Below are 19,125 nucleotides of genomic sequence, written 5' to 3'. Positions count from 1 at the left end.
TTGTGGTTAAAAACATTGTACCGTAAAAGGGCTGTTACATGGCCTTTTATCTTTTACACAATTATATGGACTTTATCTTCGTTTGATCCTTTCATTTAGATTGATAAGTTATCTTAAAAATAGCTATACTTGTCATCTTACACTCATTAAATGAAGAATAGCTAACAGTTTATTTTCTTGTCAAAAATGTGAAGAACTACATATACCTATTATTTTTACAATGAAAATTACGGTAAACGTCAAAAATTGAAGATCATCTTGCATAAATTTTATTACTAAAAATGAAAAAATTTTTTTCAGACAATAATTTTTATTTTGGGAAATAATTGCTTTTTCTCAAAGATAGCACCAATTTTTTCGGAACCACCTGCTATGCAGGTGGTTTGCAAAATATACAAAAAAAGGAGCAGAAAAATGATCTTTTCTGCTCCTTTTTCACTTTAATTTAATCCATAAGCTCTTATGAATGTTGATGGTTATTCTAAGAAATCTTTCAATTGTTTTGAGCGAGAAGGATGGCGTAGTTTTCTCAATGCCTTCGCTTCGATTTGACGAATACGTTCTCTTGTAACCCCAAACACTTTTCCGACCTCTTCTAATGTTCTAGTGCGTCCGTCATCTAAGCCAAAACGCAAACGCAGAACATTTTCTTCACGGTCAGTCAAGGTATCTAATACATCTTCTAATTGTTCTTTCAATAATTCATACGCTGCATGTTCCGCAGGACTCGTTGCTTCTTGGTCTTCAATGAAATCACCTAGATGTGAATCGTCTTCTTCACCGATTGGTGTTTCTAAAGAAACTGGTTCTTGCGCAATTTTCAATATTTCACGTACTTTTTCTGTAGGGAGATCCATTTCTGCACCGATTTCTTCAGGCGTTGGTTCTCTTCCAAGGTCTTGCAGTAATTGACGTTGGATACGGATCAATTTGTTGATTGTTTCAACCATATGCACTGGGATACGGATCGTACGCGCTTGGTCAGCGATGGCACGAGTGATTGCTTGACGGATCCACCAAGTAGCATACGTAGAAAATTTAAATCCCTTACGGTAATCAAATTTTTCAACAGCCTTCATCAAGCCCATGTTACCTTCTTGGATCAAGTCTAAAAATTGCATACCTCGTCCTACATATCTTTTAGCAATACTTACAACCAAACGAAGGTTTGCTTCAGCTAAACGCTGTTTTGCTTCTTGGTCGCCTTCTTCGATTTTCAGTGCTAGAGCTACTTCTTCTTCTGCTGTTAAAAGGGACACACGGCCGATTTCTTTTAAATACATTCTTACAGGATCATTGATCTTTACACCCGTTGGCGCAGATAAATCTTCGGTCTTCGCTTGTTCTGCTTTTTTCTCTGCACTCTTTAAACTGTGAACAGATGGTTCGCCGTTTTCATCAACGACACTGATTCCTGCATCTTCCACTTTTTGGATCAATTTATCCATTTCGTCTGCATTCAACGTGAATGGTGTCGCAAGTTTATTTGAAAGATCATCATATACAACTTGTTTTTTTGGTTTGTTTTCTTTGATAAAAGCTGCTACCGCTGCTTCATACTTTTTCTTTTCTGTTACATTTGCCATAAAAGAAGGCCCCCCTTGAGTAGCTATTCGGCTTTTTTTAACTGTTTTGTTAAATCAATGATTTCAATCGTCAATTCCAACTCCAACTGCTTATTACCAGTTCTTCTAGCTTCTTGCTGCATCTGTTTTTTTATCATTATTTCATCAGCTAAACCAGATTTACTGATCACTCGCAATAGGTCTTGGATCTCCCTTGGCGTACTTTCTTCTGCCACGCGCAAGTATTCGATCTCCACCACTAACCGCCTTAATTTTTCATCTTGCAAAAAGTCTAAAAATTCTGCAAGGTTGAATTCATCATGTTGTGATACAAATGCATCGAATAAAAAATAGACCTCTGCATAAGAATCATGGATAAACTGGAAATTCTGCTCTTTTAGAAGATTACGAACAGAAACCTCTTTGAATATCCGATACAAAAGTATTTGTTCTGCTTTTTCAACCTGGGTCAGTGATCTTTTTTTCGCTGTACTTGTTTTGACAGCTTGTCTTTCTGGGACCACCGTTGGCTGTTGTTCTGTGCGACTTCGCTGATTTTCTCGTCGAAGTTCTCTCAATTGCATCTGGATTGTTTCACGGTTCACTTGAAATTCAGCTGCTAATTGCGAGAGATACATATCTTGTTCGATCGGTGATACGACCTTACTTAACTCAGTGATCACCTCTTCAAGATATTCTATTTTATCTTTTTCATTATCTAAATTCTTTTCTTGCTTCAAATAGCGACTTTTAAATGTAAATACCGTTTCTCGACCATGAGAAAGCAATTCATTGAAAGACTCGTTTCCATATTTACGTAAATATTCATCCGGATCAAGTTTTTCTGGTATCATAATGATCGATAGGCGTAATCGACTATTTTGCCGAAGCAATTCAATTCCTCGATTTGTTGCTTCAAAACCTGCCTTATCACCATCATAACAAAAGACTAGCTCTTTTGTTAAACGTTCGATATGCTGGATCTGTTGATTTGTTAAACTAGTCCCCATAGAAGCAATGCCATTTTTTATGCCTACTTGCCATGCTGCAATCACATCCATGAAACCTTCAAATAAAAGAACTTCACCACTTTTTCGGATTTCGCTTCTGGCTTTGTCCAAATTAAACAACACTTGTCTTTTATTGAACAACTCTGTTTCAGGACTATTTAAGTACTTAGGCTGGTCTTTTTCTTGTCCTTTTTCCGGTGCGAGCCAGCGCCCAGAAAAACCAATCGTTCGTCCCTGTGGATTCTTGATAGGAAACATGACTCTTTGATAAAACCGATCTGATAATCGGCCATCATCATGGGATACAAATAAGCCAGAACGTTCCAAAACTTCTTGATCATAGTTTTCATTTTTTAATACTTGATTTAAAAATGACCGCTCATTTGGTGCAAATCCAATTTTGAACTCGGCAATCAGTTCCTCTGTCAGCCCTCGTTGGAGCAGATAGTTCAAAGCTTGTTCACCTGCTTTTGTATGAAGCAACATGTGGTGATACACTTCTTCTGCTTTTTCATGGGCTAAAATCAGTTTTCCGTTTATTGAGTCACTGTTTTCAACAGGTAACGTTTGATTACGCCACTGTTCTTCCAAAGGAATTTGTTCAAAATCAGCAACTTTTATCACTGCTTCCGGAAAATTAAGTCCTTCTAGCTCTTGGAGAAAGGTAAAGACATTTCCTCCTTTTCCGCAACCAAAGCAATGAAAAATCTGCTTATCTTCAGCCACTGAAAAAGATGGCGTTCTTTCTTCATGAAATGGACATAACCCTAAGTAATTTTTTCCAGATTTTTTTAATTGGACATATTGCCCAATTACCTCAACGATGTTCGTTTGACTTCGGATCGATTCAATGACTTCTTGAGGTATTCGCTGAGCCATGTTTTCACCCCCTGTAAGCAATACTTGTAGTATCTTAAGAGAGATACTCTCAGGAGAATAACCGGTAAAAAATCGCACTAACGAAAATCAGTGCGATTTTAAAGGACACAATTATACATCGTTCATTGTACCATAATTCAATACTTTTTCAAGCATTATACTCACGATTCATTTTTTACCCATCTACTCCTACAGAAAGTAGCATTATTGCTTACTCAAAAACTTTAGTTGTTGCAAATTTATTGAGCAAATAACTTTGGATATCTGCCTTCCAATAAAGCAAACGTAAGACGATATTTATCCCCATGAACCCGACAAAGTATGGCCAAGTCGTTCCTAGACCAAGATTGACTTCTAGTAAATGATGGAAAAGCATTGCTGCAACATATATACCGATCACTGTCGTGACTGCTAAGAATATACGTAACGGATTGAATGGATAGCAAGCTTTGATTACTGCCATACAGCTAATCCCTATCAACAAGTAATACATCAGCGTCGTTGTTTCCAGATTCGTAAACGATAAAATGTCGCCTAACAAGTACACCACAATGATATTTAATACAACTAACAACGCATTCGGTAATGCATTGATCAGAGCAGTTGGTAAATAGCGATAAGTGACTTTTTTTCGATCTTGTTCAAACGAAAGGAAGAAAGAAGGATATCCTTCAATGGCTAGATCAATCAGAGTGATTTGGATTGGGATGAAAGGAAAACCAATCGCTGTCACTGCACATATAATAGACAAGATAAACGAATAGATCGTCTTAATGAAGAAGATCCCTGAAACTTTCGTCACGTTATTCACTACTCGTCGCCCTTCAAACAAAACTTCTGGTAAAGTAGTAAAATCGGAATCCAACAAGACCAAATTAGCGATTTGACGAGTTGCACCATCACCTTCTGCCATCGCAATACTACAATCAGCCTCACGCAAAGCTAACACATCATTGACGCCGTCGCCTGTCATGGCAACTGTACGTCCACTTTCTTTTAATTCGTTCACTAAAATTTTCTTTTGTTGCGGGCTCACTCGTCCAAAGACGGAATATTCATGTACGGCGTTTCGAACTTCTGATTCTTCCGTCAATGTTGAAAGATCAATATAAGAATCATAGTTTGGTAGGCCTGCACGTCTGGCAATATTCGATACTGTAAATGGATTATCACCTGAGATGACTTTTAGATCGACTCCTTCATTGTGCAGGTAAGCCAAAGTTTGCTTAGCATTTTTACGGATCGGATCATCAATTTCAAACAATGCGAGTGGCTCCACGCCATGTGGTGCATCATCCGTCAGCCGCTGATTTGGTGCAAGTCCAAGCATTAGTACACGATATCCGTTGGCTTGCGCCGACAATAAACTTTCTGGTAGTTGTTCCTCTGTAACTAAACGCTCAGGCGCCCCAACATAAATGACTCCTAACTCAGGGAATTCCATCGCCCCCCATTTACGGTCAGATGAAAAAGCTAATTTTTCCGTTACATCGTAGCGATTTGAAACGGCAAAATAATCTCTTAACGCGCGCATCGTGATATTATTGTCGCTGCTCTCAGCTAAATAAGTACCCATGATCTCAGAAATAGCATTTTCATAGACAGGATGAAGTGCTTCAACTCGTTGGATACTCATTTTACCTTCTGTAATCGTTCCCGTCTTATCTAGACAAAGCGTATCGACATGTGCAAGTGTTTCGATCGAATACATATCTTGGACTAAGATTCTCTTTTTCGCCAGTTTTGTGACACCAGTCGTTAAGGCAATACTGATCAAAAGGACTAAGCCCTTTGGCAACATTCCTAATAAAGCAGCTGCCGAAGCAATAACTGATATTTTGATCGACGCATCACGAATAAACAATGCTTCTAAAAATAAAATAATACCTAGTGGGATAATGACAAAACTAGTGAATTTTGAAACCTTACGGATCGAATCCACCAATTCTGAATGGATTGCTTTGTGTGTTTTTGCTTCACTGGTCAGGCGGACTGCATAATTGTCTGCACCAACTCGAATCGTTTCTGCAAAGACGGAGCCACTTGTCAGATAACTACCTGACAGTAATTCATCACCTGCTGTTTTTACGATCAAATCTGATTCACCTGTCAATAACGCTTCATTTACTTCAGCACGACCAGATAGCACCCGCAGATCTGACGGGATTTGTTCCCCTGCACCGATTTTGACGATATCACCTAATACCAATTCTTTTGTACTAAGGGATAACTCTTTTCCTTCACGGATAACTAAAACTTCCGATTGCGAAACAATCGATAATTTTCGCACGAGATTTCGGGCATGGATTTCTTGATAAATACCAATGATGATATTGACCATGATGATTGCTAGATATGCCATATTCGAGTACGCACCGACAAAGAGTAAACATACCCCAATACCAAAGTTCAAAAAATTAAAAAGCGTCAAAATATTATCGCTGAAGATCTGCCAAGTACTTTTCGTAGCATCCTCTTGATAATCATTTTGTTGTCCAGAGGCAATTCTTTCTTGAACTTCTTCCTGAGAGAGACCTCTTATTTCTTTATTTTCCATTTTTCGCCAACTTTCAAAAAATAATCAACGTAATTAAGTCTAGCTTGTTCCAGTAGCAAAAACAACTTATTTTTTTATATTTTAAACAAAACAAAAACACACGATCGAACACCAAGCATTTGTTGCTGGTCTGACCAATCATGTGTAAAGCAACCGTTTCTATTTATATCGTTCTTCCAGACGACTCATCCACCAACCGAGCAGTGCTCCGGCAATGAATAAAACTGGACAAAGTAAGATTCCCAAGAGTCCAAGTCCAGAATAATCTGTTGGAATAATCATGATCGTTGAAGCAAAGACGACACCTAGAATAAAATGGAACAATTTACTATAAGCTTTAGAGAAAATATAGTCCATGATCTTTGATAATCCCAGCACACAAACAATTCCGCCCAATGCAATCGGTAAAATCACGTCCAAACGCATCTCTTTAAAGCCATCTGCCATTGCTTTATAAAGACCCATGTATACAAGGAAATTAGAAGGGCTAAGTCCAGGAACGATCATTCCAAGACCGATCAGTCCGCCTGCGATGATCCAAGTAACCGTATTTTGCTCCACTTGACCATCGAAAAGCTGTGCCCCATAAAGTAGAAAAAGATAAGCAACTACGAAAGTGACGACCATGATCACGACATCCGACGTTTGTCGCCCCTTTTTCCCTGCCTCTTTCCACAACGCAGGAACTGTTCCAGCGATACAACCGACAAAAAACCAGAGAATGGTTGTTTCGTACGCCCCTAATAAAAAGCTAACTAAAAATGAAAGTAAGAAAACACCGGTGATCCCTCCAAGTCCCACAGGCAAAAAGAACCAAACATTTTCTTTGAAATTCTTCGTGATGTGAGCCAAAAAAGAAATCAACCGTTCATACATACCAAAAACAGCAGCCAATGCGCCACCACTTACCCCTGGCAAAATAAATCCAGAGCCAATAAACATTCCTTTGATAAAACGTAAAAACCAATCTTTTGATCCATTTCTAGTAACATTTTCTGTTGCTTCTTGTCTATTTTCCACCTATATTAGCACTCCTTCTTTCTTAATCATTCAATACTTGGAACTATTTCCATACTTTTTCATATAATTCGATCAGTTTTTCATTCATATCCACAACATCTGAATAGAACATGTTACCTCCATTATGATAGAGATACCCACCATTATAAAGCAAGGACTGGACTCGCCAATAACGATATTTCGTCTTCCCATTATTACCTAGTAACGGGCTTAGTACGTTTTTTGAATATTCTTCTGCTAATTCTACGCTATTTTTGCCTCCATGCTTTTTGACGTAAGCAATATAGTCTTTGCCAAAGTTATACGCCTGGATAGCCGTAGCAAGATCACAGCCTTGTTCGTTTGCCTCAGTGATCATTTCGGCCAAATAGCTAACTCCCTGATCAATGCTTTCTTCTTGGTTGTTGATCATATTTGCTTTTCCATAGGCACTTTCCGAGCTTTGCATCAAATCAGTACCCTTACCCTTTGATTCTGTGAGAATGATCCCTTTAATCAGATTTTTGTAATTTTCCATTTGATATTTTTTTGTAGCTACCGCAATTTCCAAATCGTATTGTTCCACCTGCTTGATGGATGTATAGGTTCTTCCTCCGATAAAAAGGATACCTACAAGAACCGCAATGGCAAGCAACCGTAGCGGCCATCGAAAAATCGATTTTCTTTTTTTCTTCATAAAAACTCACCTAGTTATTTTGACATCTTATTTATCTTACTATTTATTATCTTCCTTGGCTATTTAAGAGAGAAAATTCGTTGCTTCTCTTAATAAAAAATGAAAAATTCACTATTTTTTCTTATCTTACGAAATTGATCGTTGTTTTTTTAGGAAAAGCATTGTCCTTATCAAAGAAAAGTCGTTATAATTTAACCAGTAGGTGATTATGTGGAAAATGAAAAGAAATATGCAAAAATGGCAGATGGTAGTGAGATTTATTACGAAAAATGCGGTAAAGGATTTCCGCTTTTCTTACTTCATGGTAATGACGGCAGTGGCCGCTTTTTTTCAGAACAAGTACCTGTTTTTAAACAGTTTTATACAGTATATCTGATTGATAGTCGCGGACACGGTCGATCAACGAACAATGCAAATACCTTGAGCTTTCGTTTAATGGCTGAAGATCTTTATACCATCATGTTGTTAGAAGGGATTACAAAGGCAAACATTTTAGGATTTAGTGATGGTGCAAACCTCGCTTTAGTATTTTCAAGTTGTTATCCTGAAAAAGTGCATCGACTGATTTTAAATTCAGGAAATACTTTAGTAGAAGGTGTTCTTTTTTCTGCAAGAATAGCTAGTTACTTGCATTATGCATGGGTTTGGCTGCTATCGATCTTTCGTCCAATGCTTAGAAGAAATCTACTAGTAATAAATCTATTATTGCAAGATGTGGGACTTTCTACAGCAGATTTGGAAAAAATCAAATCGAAGACATTGATCATTGTTGGGAAAAAAGATGTGATCAAATTAAAGCATTCACTTTACTTAGCCAAAACGATCCCAAATGCTTCCTTCGTTCTTGTAAAAGAGCAGGGGCATCAACTCGCTAGAAAAGATCCAGAACGATTTAATCAAGAAGTACTAGAATTTTTAGCTGAATAATAAAGAATAGTAGGTGATTTTTTTGATAAAACAGACCGTGCAGTGGATCAAAAACCATTTAGGTCTCTTTAAAATGATATTTTTGATTTCAGTCATCGTAATTATCGTTAGTGAACTAATTTCAATTGGAAAAACATTATCTGTTGACCAGTTAGCAGAGACATTCGCCACCATTCCTCTTTGGAAAACCGGATTGATGCTGCTCATCGGCTTAGTCGCGGTACTTCCTATGATTGGTTATGATATTATTTTAAATCGATTACTTGGACAAAAGCAAAAACCGCAATATTTATTTGAGACAAGCTGGCTGATCAATACCATCAACAATATCGCAGGATTTGGCGGATTCGTCAGTATCGGCTTGCGTTCTGAACTTTATGGCCACAAAAAAGAAAGCAAACAGTTGATGCAAGCTCTCTCTAAGATCTTTCTTTTCTTGATGGCTGGTCTTTCGGTTTACAGTCTGATTTCCTTTTTCATGGTCTTATTTAGTCCTGTCGCTCCATTCCTTAAACAATACTGGATCTGGTTGATTGGCGGAGGATTGTATTTCCCGATCGTGTTCCTTGTCACTACGCTGAAAAAAGAAGGTTATGTCGGCGGGCTTTCCTTAAAAACACAAGGTCAATTATTGCTCGTATCTTTCCTTGAATGGTCAGGGGTATTATTTAGTTTCCTAGCAGTAGGCTATTTGATGGAAATCAGGATCGATCTTTGGCAAACGATTCCTCTGTTTATTGCCGCTTCGGTTATCGGGATCGTCTCCATGATACCCGGTGAAATCGGTAGTTTTGACGTCATGATGATCATCGGCTTATCCGCGATTGGCGTACCTAAAGAAACTGTCGTTGTTTGGATCTTGCTTTATCGGGTCTTTTATTATATTATCCCTTTCTTGATCGGGATCATCTTTTTCTTTAAAAATATCGGCTCAACTTTTGATAAACGTTACTCAGGTATCCCAAGGCAATTAGCGACAGAAATCGCGCATAAAATCGTTGTTGTCCTTTTATATTTTTCAGGAATCATGTTGGTTCTCTCTGCAACGATCCCACAAGCTTTTACTGAGTTTCGCTGGTTGCACAGCTTGAATCCTTTGAGGTTGCACTTGATCATTCAATTTCCAAGTATCTTATTAGGCTTTTTATTTGTAGTCATGGGAAGAGCAATGGCAGCTCGCGTAAAAAGAGCCTACTGGCCAACGATTGGCTTGATCCTCCTTTCACTGATCTACGTTGGTATCACAGATCTTAGCCTAACAGCAGTTGTTTTTCTAACGATCCTATTGTTGATCATCGTTGCTTCCAAAAATGAACTATTTAGGGAACAAATCATCTATTCTTGGGAATGGCTGACAGTAGATGGTCTGATCACCGGCACCTTATCCCTTCTTTACATTATTATTGGGGTATACAACATGCCGGAATTCCCCCATCGGAAGCATCACTTTATCTCGTTTTTCCTTTTCCCTTCTGAAAAGATTTGGTTCTCTGGATTACTTGCAATTATCGCTGTAAGTTTCATCATCATTCTCCTCGTTCATTTTTTACAAGGGAATAAACAACAGATCGGCGAACCATTTAACGAGGAACGAGCATTGTCAGTATTACATTCTTTTGGCGGAAATTCAGATAGTCAACTGATTTTCTTAAAAGACAAGCGGATGTTCATTTATGAAAAAGATGGGCAACCAACTGTCTTACTGCAATTTGCTTGCTATAACAATAAATGTATCGTGATGGGTGATCCTTCTGGGAAAAAAGAAGATTTTGCTGAAGCAATCGAGGCATTTATCGAAGAAACAGACCGTTTGTGCTACCTCCCTGTTTTCTATGAGACAAGTGAAGAGATCGTGATGATCCTTCATGAATTTGGGTACGACTTTATTAAAATGGGCGAAGAAGCTCACGTAAAATTAGCCGATTTCACTACTTCCGGCAAAAAAATGAAGGGATCTCGGGCAATCTTAAACCGAATCGAACGTGAAGGATTTACCTTTGAAGTCATCCAACCACCCTTTTCAGCTAGTCAAATGGCTGACTTGAAGAAAATTTCTGATAGTTGGTTGGGTACGCGAAAAGAAAAAGGTTTTTCCTTAGGATTCTTTTCAGAAGATTACTTGCAACGAGCACCGATTGCTATTGTGAATAGCCCAGAAGGAGAAATGGTCGCTTTCGCCTCCATAATGCCTACCTATACAGATAATAGAATCGGCACGATCGATTTGATGCGTTACGATCTAGACCGAGCACCATCTGGAAGTATGGATTTTCTCTTCTTACATCTCTTCGAGTATATGAAAGAAGAACAAATCGAGTACTTTAATTTGGGAATGGCACCTTTAGCAAATGTGGGAACTTCTAGAAAGAGTTTCATTCAAGAACGAATTGCTTATCTTGTCTATGAATTTGGTTCTCACTTCTACTCATTCCATGGGTTACGTGAATACAAAGATAAATATGCAACCAACTGGATTCCACGCTATACGCTTTACTCAAGAGATAGTTGGATCACCTATGTCATGATCGCCTTATTGATCATCGATAATGCGCCTGTTGAAACTCCAAAAAACCGATTATTCGGATTAAAAAAATGGCTGCGCAGACGTTGATTTGAATAGCAAAGAAATCTTAGAAGTATTGTTTTTCAAAAAACTTCATTTTGAAAATATCTACCGCCTTCCATAGAAGACGGTAAATCAAAAGAGTGTGGGACAAAAGTAAGAAGCACTGTTGTCTCATTCTTTAAAAACGAATAAATGGTGGGAGCAGAAGCAACTCCTTCTTAAATAAGTCGAAATCCACAAAAATTTGAAAAGCAAATTTCGTGAATTTCTTCTTATTTCTCGGAGTTAAACACTTCTGTCCCAGCCTCTTTTGTCTATTTACTATTTCCCCATCACTATTCGTTCTAGCGTCCTCCTCTCATTCCACTTCTCAAAATATCTTCTGTTGATCCTAATCATCACTTCTAGTTTCATTCCTGACTGGACTAATCTCCTCGAAAGACGTATCTACTTCAATAACGTTTCATAGCTTAACTTCCTCGTAACTCCTCGTACAAGCAACCAAGCAAGGAGGATCAAAGCAATACTCAATCCTAATGTGATCCAAGTGTTTACAAGCATGATTCCCATAAACTGCCCAATGATAAAAAGCAAGATAGGTAAAATAAGAAAAACAGCGCGCTGCTGTGCTTCTTCTACAGTCTGCGCTTTTGCAGAACCGCGAACAGTAATCGTGATCGCGATAAAAGATATTGCAGGTGACGCCAATAACAGAATGACTAGCCAACTTATACTAGGTAAGAACATGGTACCCATCAACACAAGTATTACAACTTGCGTCACGATCAGCATAGCAAAAAATGAAGTAAAAGAAACGATCATACTTAATAGAAATGCTGCCACTATTTTTGATTGGAAAATTTTTTTTAGTGGAAGAGGACAGTAAAGCAATGTTTCTAAGGTCTGCTTTTCCTTTTCTCCCACGAATGAGCTTGCCGCCATAACAGACGAAGCCATGATGGGTATCATCAAAAAGAACACAGGCATGGTATTATTCATCAATAGCTTGATCAAACTCTGTTTGACATCCTGATCTGCACCTGTCTGTGGGATCATCTCTAATAGTGCTTGTAAATTGAGAGAATCTAATGGGACAAAATGGACCATCATAATAAAAATAGTGGGTAAAACAATCGTCAATGCCAAGGGAACCACCAATATGGTAACAAATACCTGTTTGTTGGTAGTGATACTTTGCAAATCTTTTTTGATGATGGCCCACTGCATAGTATGCAACATTTTACTCGTTCCCCTTTCGTTTTTCGATCAAGCTGAAATAGATATCTTCCAACGTTGGCTGTTCGGCAGAAACATGGTAAATATCTCCACCTGCCTCCACGATCTGCTTCACAAGTGAAGGGATTTCTTTTTCTGTCTGAACGTCAATTTCAAACATCCCTTGTTCGATTTTTCGATAAGTCACACTATCCGTCATATAATTCGTCTCGATTTTTACCGTCATACCAGAATGGATCTTTACGCGAAGCTGTTCAAGTGTGCCTATTGCAAGTAGTGATCCCTTGTCGATCAAACCATAAGAAGTACAAATCTCTTGAGCATAACGCAATTGATGTGTACATAAGAAAATCGTCATCCCTTCTTCTTGGGCCAATTTTCGAATCATATGATTGACACTTTGGGCACTTTCAGGGTCTAACCCAGAAGTGGGTTCATCTAGAAACAAAATTTTAGGTTGATGGATCATTGCACGCGCAAGAGAAAGTCTTTGTCGCATCCCAGTAGAATAAGACCCTAGCTTGCGATCTTTTGCTTCAGTCAGATTTAGTCTTTCCAAAAGTGCAGTAGCACGCTTGAAACTCTCACTCTTATTTATACCGAATGCTGCTCCATAAAACATAAGATTCTCAATACCTGACAAGTTATCGTACATTTGTGCATGCTCTGTGACTACACCGGCCAACGCATGTACTTTTTCAGGATTTTCCATAGGATCGATATCGAATATCCGGCACTGCCCTCCTGATAGTTGAAGCATACCATTGAGTATCTTCACAGTGGTAGTTTTCCCTGCACCATTCGGACCTAAGAATCCAAACACTTCTCCTTGTTCAATGCTAATCGTTATATTGTCTATCGCTTTATTTTTATCAGGAAATATTTTTGATACATTCTCAAGTAAAACTGCTTTCATCGTTTCTTCCCTCCTGCAACCATTTTGAGTTCCACTGCATCCTACGTTCATCACTGCTTTTTATTCTAACTATTCACTCTGCCTGGATACACCTGGATCAAAATGTAAACGACAATCTTGATCTGCGCATCTTGAACAGAACTGGCTGTTCGTAAAACTACTTCATAAAAAGCAAACGTTATCTTTTATTATAACAAAAAAACTGCAGATCAAAGAATTTTTTCTTTGTCTGCAGTCTTTTATTTAAATAGATTCTCTTTAATGACCAAATTAGGCTTCGATTTCTGTTACGATACCTGAACCTACTGTACGGCCACCTTCACGAATAGAGAAAGTTGTTCCGTTTTCGATGGCAACTGGATGGATCAATTCAACATCGATCGTTACGTTATCTCCAGGCATAACCATTTCAGTGCCTTCAGGTAAAACGATTGTTCCAGTTACGTCAGTTGTACGGAAGTAGAATTGTGGACGATAGTTATTGAAGAATGGTGTATGACGGCCACCCTCTTCTTTTGTCAATACGTACACTTCTGCTTTGAATTTTGTATGTGGTGTGATTGAACCTGGTTTTGCGATTACTTGTCCACGTTCGATATCTTCACGTTGGATACCACGTAACAATACCCCAACGTTATCCCCTGCTTCACCATAGTCTAATGTCTTGCGGAACATTTCGACCCCAGTTACAACAGCTTTTTGTGTTTCAGGTTTGATACCGACGATTTCGATTTCATCACCTACACGAACTGCACCACGATCGATACGACCTGAAGCAACAGTCCCACGACCTGTGATTGAGAAGACATCTTCCACTGGTAATAATAATGGTTTGTCTGTATCACGTTCTGGTGTTGGGATATATTCATCAACAGTATCCATCAATTCCATGATAGCTGCTTCTGCATCTGGATCTCCTTGTAAAGCTTTTAATGCTGAACCTTTGATGACTGGTGTATCGTCACCTGGGAAACCATATTCGCTTAATAATTCACGAACTTCCATTTCGACAAGATCAATCAATTCTTCATCATCTACTAAGTCGATTTTGTTCAAGAAGACGATCAAATATTTAACACCTACTTGACGTGACAATAAAATATGTTCACGTGTTTGTGGCATTGGTCCATCTGTTGCAGATACAACTAGAATGGCTCCGTCCATTTGAGCAGCACCTGTAATCATGTTTTTCACATAGTCCGCATGTCCTGGTGCATCGATGTGTGCATAGTGACGTTTTTCAGTTTCATATTCTACGTGCGCAGTATTGATTGTAATCCCACGTTCACGTTCTTCAGGTGCTGCATCGATACTAGCATAGTCTTGAGGATTTGCTAAGCCTTTTTTACCTAATACTGTAGTGATTGCAGCAGTCAAAGTGGTTTTACCATGGTCGACGTGACCAATAGTCCCAATGTTTACGTGTGGTTTACTTCTATCATAATGTTCTTTTGCCATAATTAACAAACCTCCTAAATGTTTTAGAGCTCGATTTTTCACTCTCACTTGTTCATTATAGTCCTTTTTAGCTTAAATAAAAAAGATTATGTCCGACTTACTTTTTGTAAGTATTGAACAAACCCTATTATACGTCAAAATTGGTCAAAGTCAACTAAGAACACTCGCCTTGTTGAACAGTTCAGTATTCGAAGAGCACACAGACACAACCGTTGAATTTTCAGCAATTAAGTCGTTTAAAAATAACCTTGCCATTCATCAATAACCACTTGGAAAAGTAAGGGTTATTTCGTGATTACCAAATCTGCTTGTAACAAAAACACACTGATCAGTTCATTGGGATCAACTGAATACTGATATTCTTTTTTGTATTCTTTTTAATATTCTTTATAAAAACAAACTGCTCCTTGTTGCTCTGCTAGGTGGAACCCATTTTTTTCATAGAATCTTTTTATCACAGGGTCATTTTCTGCCAGTATTACTTTTTGCCTCACATCTGGATAAGCTTCTACCATCTTCTTCATCAGTTCTGTCCCAATGCCTTGCTTTTGATAGGTAGGGTGTACCAACAAGTCTTGAATGTAAAGAATTGTTTCACCATCCCCCACACTGCGGATCAGTCCAATCAATTCTTTCTCTTGCCAAACAGTGATGACCTTAAGTGACTGCTCCACCGCCTTCATTAGTCGTTTGCTATCTGTTGTATATGCCGTCCAGCCCACAGCGCCATAAAGTTCTAGTAATGATTGTTCACCAATACATTTTTGTTCATGAAAATGCATAACTACACCTCCTTCATCATATATACCATTATTTCTTGTGCTTAGCGAAAACTCTTCAACGCTTTTTGAACTCTCAATCAGCTGTAAGTTCAATAAAATTCCCCTCTGGATCTTGGATCACTGCCTCATAATAACCATCTCCCGTCGTTCTTGGACCACTTAGTAGTGGATAACCATCAGCGATGAATCGTTCCGCAAATGAATCCACATCTTCTTTTGTTCCGACTGCTAATGCCAGATGCGCATAGCCTAACGTATCTACCGATCGATCAGATAAAAATGGTTTGGTGATCAATTCGATTCTGCCACCAGTAGGGAAACTTAAAAAATAAGATTGGAACCTCGTTTTGGGATTGGTATATTTTTCTGAACTTTTTGTGCCAAAATAGCACTCATAAAACGCTCTCATTTTTTCTAAATCCTTTGTCCAAATCGCAATATGCTCGATATGCATGAATTCCACTCCTTTATATTTTAAATCTATATAATTATTTATACCATGCTTGATAATTCTCATAAAGCGTCATCTTTCTATTCTATTTTCTATGATAAACTAAAATGAACAAGAATACGGAGCAAATCTAAAAATCAGCTTTGCTACAGACGCTCGAATAAACGGCGGTAGCAGAAGCAATTCCTTCTTAAACAAGCCGAAATTCACAAAAATTTGAAAAGCAGTTTTCGCTAATTTCTTCTTATTTATCGGAGTTAAACACTTCTGTCCCAGCCTCTTTTTTCTCCAATTTCTCAAACCTAAACGACTTTTGTCTCGGCCTCTTCCTATCTACTGATGTAATACAAAAGTTACACGAATTATCGCTCTATCTAATGTATTTGTTTCATTTGACGATTTTCGATCAATGTTGGTTTTCCTTCAATTAATTGATCTGCAAATAAAGCGACGTCTTCTCCTGTGATATCAAGAACTGTTTTCCCGCTTTGTGCCCCTTCTTCGAACAACTCTACTAATTCAGAAAGTACGCCATCCTTTTCAGTCACACCAATCGGCGCTACTTTAAAAAAATATTTTTGGATCTCTTTATAAACGATTTGATAGTCTTTCGGTAAACTCTTGACACGGATCATGTGGACACGCCACTCTTTTTTTTCATCGATCATTTGTTGGATTCCCATAGTTTATCCCTCATTTTTTCAGTTTTTCAGCTACGGATTCGTTTAATTGCTTTCGCCATTTATCGCGGTAATTTTCTACACCTTCAACTCCTGCGACTGCTGCACTGAATTTCTTCGCATCCCCATCAACGATTTGATTGATTGAAATTCCATCCATTGCAGATTCCTCTAGCAGTCCCAGAATCCCATCCAAAATAGGGACTAGGTTCCTACCAGAAAAATTCGAATAGTCCCATAAACTACTTTGGATCTCTTTCCATGCTATCTGATAATCTAGCGGCAGTTTATCTGAACGCACATCAAATTCCTGATACGCTCTTCTAATATCATTACCTGTGATTTTGTCATAAAATTTCATTTTTCATCTCTTCTTTCTTCACTAGCTCCATTTGTCTTTACTTTTGCCAATTGAGAGACTAAGAAACGCCATTTTTCCCAAAATTCTTCTAGATATCTATCACCCTTATCATTCAACTGATAAAACTTCCTTGCTGGACCAAGTTCTGATTTTCTCTTTTCAGTCGTTACTAACCCCTTCTTTTCCAATCGCAATAAAACAGTATACACTGTTCCTTCCACGATTTCTGAAAAGCCAGTAGCCACTAGCTCATTTGTGATCTCATATCCATATGTTTCCTGCTTATTCTTGATGATTTGCAGGACGATACCTTCTAATGAGCCTTTTAATAACTCGGTCATCCCTTTCAACTTCTGCCACCTTCTATGTGTAAAAATACTTTGTAACACTTAGTACTGGAGTATCATAACAGCAACATCAAAAAGAAACAACTACCTAGTATTAAAAAGTAGAAGATTTAATTTTTCTTTATAAAATTTTACATTCCAATTGATTCAATAGACGAATCGACTATTTTCATGAATAATAAGATTGAGGTGAAATGGATGATGAAAAAATGGATTGGCGCACTCATCGTAGTTGCGATTTTTTTAGGCGGTAGTTTTGCTACTTATCGTTATTACTACATGGGAGAAACCTATTATACAAAGATCACGACAAATGGCGAAAGACATACAGAGGGCGACCGAAAAAACACGTATTATACGTATAAACAAGCGGCTTATAATGAAGAAGGTCAAGAAAAAGAAGTCTCTTTTAACGAACTAAGAGAAAGACCATTGAAGATGAACGCATATCTCAAATTAGAAGTGAACGAGAGAAAAGGCGTTTTGAATTGGGAAGAAGTAAAGCTCAATGAGATTCCAAAAGCTGCAGCGCAACAGTTAGAATAATAAAATAGCCTGAACACTACGAAAATAATTATTTCCGCAGTGTTCAGGCTTATTTGTTGAAAATCTAACCGTTTTTTTGAATCGCTCAGTCGTGTCCTATAAACGATTTAAAACTTCATCGACATTTTTGATCATGACTGAAATCGTTCCATCTGGATTATTTACGAATTCGATCAAATCAGGATTGCGGTAAACATCTACAGGTACAATCAATTCGATTCCATTTGATAGTTTAAATTTTTGTTTTCCAAATTTTTTCTCGGATATTTCTTGTACTTCTTTAACAGGTGGTGCTTCTGGAACAAAACCTTGTTCCTGTACTTCTTCTTGAAACGCCAATTTTGCTGTGATGTTTTCTTTGAACACCTTTTCTGCAATCATTTCATGATCTAATCTGCCCTTTTCTTCGATCGTATCATAGACGGCTTCCTTCAAATCTGCCATGATATCAAACTCTTCCGTTTCAAATTTTTTACCTAGACTCTTGGCAACCTTTTGGATAACCTTGACGTTTTCTTCTAATGAGGGAGCGGGAACACTCTCGATCACTCTTCCAGAAAAGTAAAGTTCTTTTTTCCCAGAGAAATCATATTTCTTTTCAATCAATTCATACGTCAAGTCAGTTAAGTTCACAGCAAGTGCTTCATCCGCTTTCTGTGATTTTGAACCAAGGATCGCCCTGTTCAAAATCAAACGATTATCGATTCCTGTTTCATCTGCTTCGACAAAGTGAGTATACGATTCTCGGTAATTTACTTTTAACAAAGCTAAATACATGACGGTATCCATCTCGTACAAGACAACAAAAACATCCGCGCTTGGTGCCTCTTCACTTTCTTGATAGACGTCAAACCACCGTTGTACAATCAATTCACTCGCTTCAACAAAATTTTCTTCACATTTTTTTAAATGCGTACCGATTACACTTTCTTGTGTCAACTGGCCGGTCTTTGTTTGTGCAGAAGAAATTTTTTGGATTTTCTTTTGTAAAAACTCTCGGATAAAATCTTTTGTCAAATCCAATTCTTTTTGAGAAAAAACTGGAGAACCAGTTTCGCGATCAATAATATGCAAAATTGCTTTTTTTAAATAGATATCCATTCTCTCATTCCCTTCTGATTTAGTTTACGTAATTTACCAGCAAAATA

General features: G+C 37.9%; 17 protein-coding genes. 3 read left to right on the top strand and 14 right to left on the bottom strand.

What is annotated here, in order from left to right; translation table 11 throughout:
• Positions 1–476 precede the first annotated feature (476 nt).
• The 5 genes from rpoD to DVW83_RS10305 form a co-directional block, all read right to left on the bottom strand.
• A complete protein-coding gene (rpoD, locus tag DVW83_RS10325; RefSeq protein ID WP_016176834.1) occupies positions 477–1,586 on the bottom strand; it encodes an RNA polymerase sigma factor RpoD in 1,110 nt (369 codons plus the stop codon).
• Positions 1,587–1,609: 23 nt separating this feature from the next.
• The gene (gene dnaG, locus DVW83_RS10320) at positions 1,610–3,454 is read right to left on the bottom strand and encodes a DNA primase (protein ID WP_104660726.1); all 1,845 of its coding nucleotides are present in this window, start codon (positions 3,452–3,454) and stop codon (positions 1,610–1,612) included.
• A gap of 211 nt (positions 3,455–3,665) precedes the next feature.
• Positions 3,666–6,011, bottom strand: a complete 2,346-nt coding sequence (locus DVW83_RS10315; RefSeq protein ID WP_104660725.1) for a cation-translocating P-type ATPase — start codon at positions 6,009–6,011, stop codon at positions 3,666–3,668.
• Positions 6,012–6,170: 159 nt separating this feature from the next.
• Entirely contained in the window at positions 6,171–6,953 is a 783-nt protein-coding gene (locus DVW83_RS10310) for a DUF368 domain-containing protein (RefSeq protein ID WP_205820649.1), read from the bottom strand.
• A 121-nt stretch (positions 6,954–7,074) separates the two neighbouring features.
• Positions 7,075–7,707 (bottom strand): lysozyme family protein, encoded by a 633-nt coding sequence (locus tag DVW83_RS10305; RefSeq protein WP_104660723.1) that lies wholly within the window; start codon positions 7,705–7,707, stop codon positions 7,075–7,077.
• A 210-nt stretch (positions 7,708–7,917) separates the two neighbouring features.
• Between DVW83_RS10305 and DVW83_RS10300 the strand changes: the two genes are divergently transcribed.
• Both DVW83_RS10300 and mprF read left to right on the top strand, forming a co-directional pair.
• Positions 7,918–8,634: an alpha/beta fold hydrolase gene (locus DVW83_RS10300; protein ID WP_104660722.1), complete on the top strand. Its 717-nt coding sequence runs from the start codon at positions 7,918–7,920 to the stop codon at positions 8,632–8,634.
• Between the two features lie 22 nt (positions 8,635–8,656).
• On the top strand, positions 8,657–11,245 hold the full coding sequence (gene mprF / locus DVW83_RS10295; RefSeq protein WP_104660721.1) for a bifunctional lysylphosphatidylglycerol flippase/synthetase MprF: 2,589 nt from the start codon (positions 8,657–8,659) through the stop codon (positions 11,243–11,245).
• A gap of 402 nt (positions 11,246–11,647) precedes the next feature.
• Here mprF and DVW83_RS10290 read toward each other — a convergent pair whose 3' ends face one another.
• The 8 genes from DVW83_RS10290 to DVW83_RS10250 all read right to left on the bottom strand — a co-directional run bounded on the left by DVW83_RS10290 (position 11,648) and on the right by DVW83_RS10250 (position 17,434).
• A complete protein-coding gene (locus DVW83_RS10290; protein ID WP_104662128.1) occupies positions 11,648–12,439 on the bottom strand; it encodes an ABC transporter permease in 792 nt (263 codons plus the stop codon).
• 1 nt (position 12,440) lies between these two features.
• Positions 12,441–13,352, bottom strand: coding sequence for an ABC transporter ATP-binding protein (locus DVW83_RS10285; protein WP_123862502.1), 912 nt, complete (start codon positions 13,350–13,352; stop codon positions 12,441–12,443).
• 270 nt (positions 13,353–13,622) lie between these two features.
• A complete protein-coding gene (gene tuf / locus DVW83_RS10280; protein ID WP_005878630.1) occupies positions 13,623–14,810 on the bottom strand; it encodes an elongation factor Tu in 1,188 nt (395 codons plus the stop codon).
• A gap of 377 nt (positions 14,811–15,187) precedes the next feature.
• Positions 15,188–15,592 carry a GNAT family N-acetyltransferase gene (locus DVW83_RS10275; RefSeq protein WP_104662130.1) on the bottom strand — a complete coding sequence of 135 codons (405 nt, stop codon included), beginning with the start codon at positions 15,590–15,592 and terminating at the stop codon, positions 15,188–15,190.
• 73 nt (positions 15,593–15,665) lie between these two features.
• Entirely contained in the window at positions 15,666–16,046 is a 381-nt protein-coding gene (locus DVW83_RS10270; RefSeq protein WP_104662131.1) for a VOC family protein, read from the bottom strand.
• A 371-nt stretch (positions 16,047–16,417) separates the two neighbouring features.
• Complete coding sequence (locus DVW83_RS10260; RefSeq protein ID WP_104662145.1) at positions 16,418–16,726, bottom strand: DUF1048 domain-containing protein; 309 nt, start codon at positions 16,724–16,726, stop codon at positions 16,418–16,420.
• 10 nt (positions 16,727–16,736) lie between these two features.
• Entirely contained in the window at positions 16,737–17,084 is a 348-nt protein-coding gene (locus DVW83_RS10255; protein ID WP_104662146.1) for a DUF1048 domain-containing protein, read from the bottom strand.
• Complete coding sequence (locus tag DVW83_RS10250; RefSeq protein ID WP_104662147.1) at positions 17,081–17,434, bottom strand: PadR family transcriptional regulator; 354 nt, start codon at positions 17,432–17,434, stop codon at positions 17,081–17,083. Before DVW83_RS10250 ends, DVW83_RS10255 begins: the two co-directional genes overlap by 4 nt.
• 198 nt (positions 17,435–17,632) lie before the next feature.
• Here DVW83_RS10250 and DVW83_RS10245 point away from each other — a divergent pair, with 198 nt between their 5' ends.
• Positions 17,633–17,977, top strand: a complete 345-nt coding sequence (locus DVW83_RS10245) for a YxeA family protein (protein WP_174784278.1) — start codon at positions 17,633–17,635, stop codon at positions 17,975–17,977.
• A 96-nt stretch (positions 17,978–18,073) separates the two neighbouring features.
• On the opposite strand, the gene DVW83_RS10240 is transcribed toward DVW83_RS10245, so the two are convergent.
• On the bottom strand, positions 18,074–19,078 hold the full coding sequence (locus DVW83_RS10240; protein WP_104662149.1) for a nucleoid-associated protein: 1,005 nt from the start codon (positions 19,076–19,078) through the stop codon (positions 18,074–18,076).
• Between the last annotated feature and the right edge of the window lie 47 nt (positions 19,079–19,125).

The sequence above is a fragment of the Enterococcus sp. VV15 genome (assembly GCF_005236045.1).
Lineage (GTDB): Bacteria > Bacillota > Bacilli > Lactobacillales > Enterococcaceae > Enterococcus_B > Enterococcus_B durans.
The sequence above is the reverse complement of the archived record's forward strand: the minus strand, read 5'-3'. Positions and strand labels throughout refer to the sequence as shown.

Bases quoted from the DNA above. Each gene is read 5' to 3' on its own strand.
- rpoD (WP_016176834.1), bottom strand. From the start codon at position 1,586: ATGGCAAATGTAACAGAAAAGAAAAAGTATGAAGCAGCGGTAGCAGCT.
- dnaG (WP_104660726.1), bottom strand. From the start codon at position 3,454: ATGGCTCAGCGAATACCTCAAGAAGTCATTGAATCGATCCGAAGTCAA.
- DVW83_RS10315 (WP_104660725.1), bottom strand. From the start codon at position 6,011: ATGGAAAATAAAGAAATAAGAGGTCTCTCTCAGGAAGAAGTTCAAGAA.
- DVW83_RS10310 (WP_205820649.1), bottom strand. From the start codon at position 6,953: ATGTTTATTGGCTCTGGATTTATTTTGCCAGGGGTAAGTGGTGGCGCA.
- DVW83_RS10305 (WP_104660723.1), bottom strand. From the start codon at position 7,707: ATGAAGAAAAAAAGAAAATCGATTTTTCGATGGCCGCTACGGTTGCTT.
- DVW83_RS10290 (WP_104662128.1), bottom strand. From the start codon at position 12,439: ATGTTGCATACTATGCAGTGGGCCATCATCAAAAAAGATTTGCAAAGT.
- DVW83_RS10285 (WP_123862502.1), bottom strand. From the start codon at position 13,352: ATGAAAGCAGTTTTACTTGAGAATGTATCAAAAATATTTCCTGATAAA.
- tuf (WP_005878630.1), bottom strand. From the start codon at position 14,810: ATGGCAAAAGAACATTATGATAGAAGTAAACCACACGTAAACATTGGG.
- DVW83_RS10275 (WP_104662130.1), bottom strand. From the start codon at position 15,592: ATGCATTTTCATGAACAAAAATGTATTGGTGAACAATCATTACTAGAA.
- DVW83_RS10270 (WP_104662131.1), bottom strand. From the start codon at position 16,046: ATGCATATCGAGCATATTGCGATTTGGACAAAGGATTTAGAAAAAATG.
- DVW83_RS10260 (WP_104662145.1), bottom strand. From the start codon at position 16,726: ATGGGAATCCAACAAATGATCGATGAAAAAAAAGAGTGGCGTGTCCAC.
- DVW83_RS10255 (WP_104662146.1), bottom strand. From the start codon at position 17,084: ATGAAATTTTATGACAAAATCACAGGTAATGATATTAGAAGAGCGTAT.
- DVW83_RS10245 (WP_174784278.1), top strand. From the start codon at position 17,633: ATGAAAAAATGGATTGGCGCACTCATCGTAGTTGCGATTTTTTTAGGC.
- DVW83_RS10240 (WP_104662149.1), bottom strand. From the start codon at position 19,078: ATGGATATCTATTTAAAAAAAGCAATTTTGCATATTATTGATCGCGAA.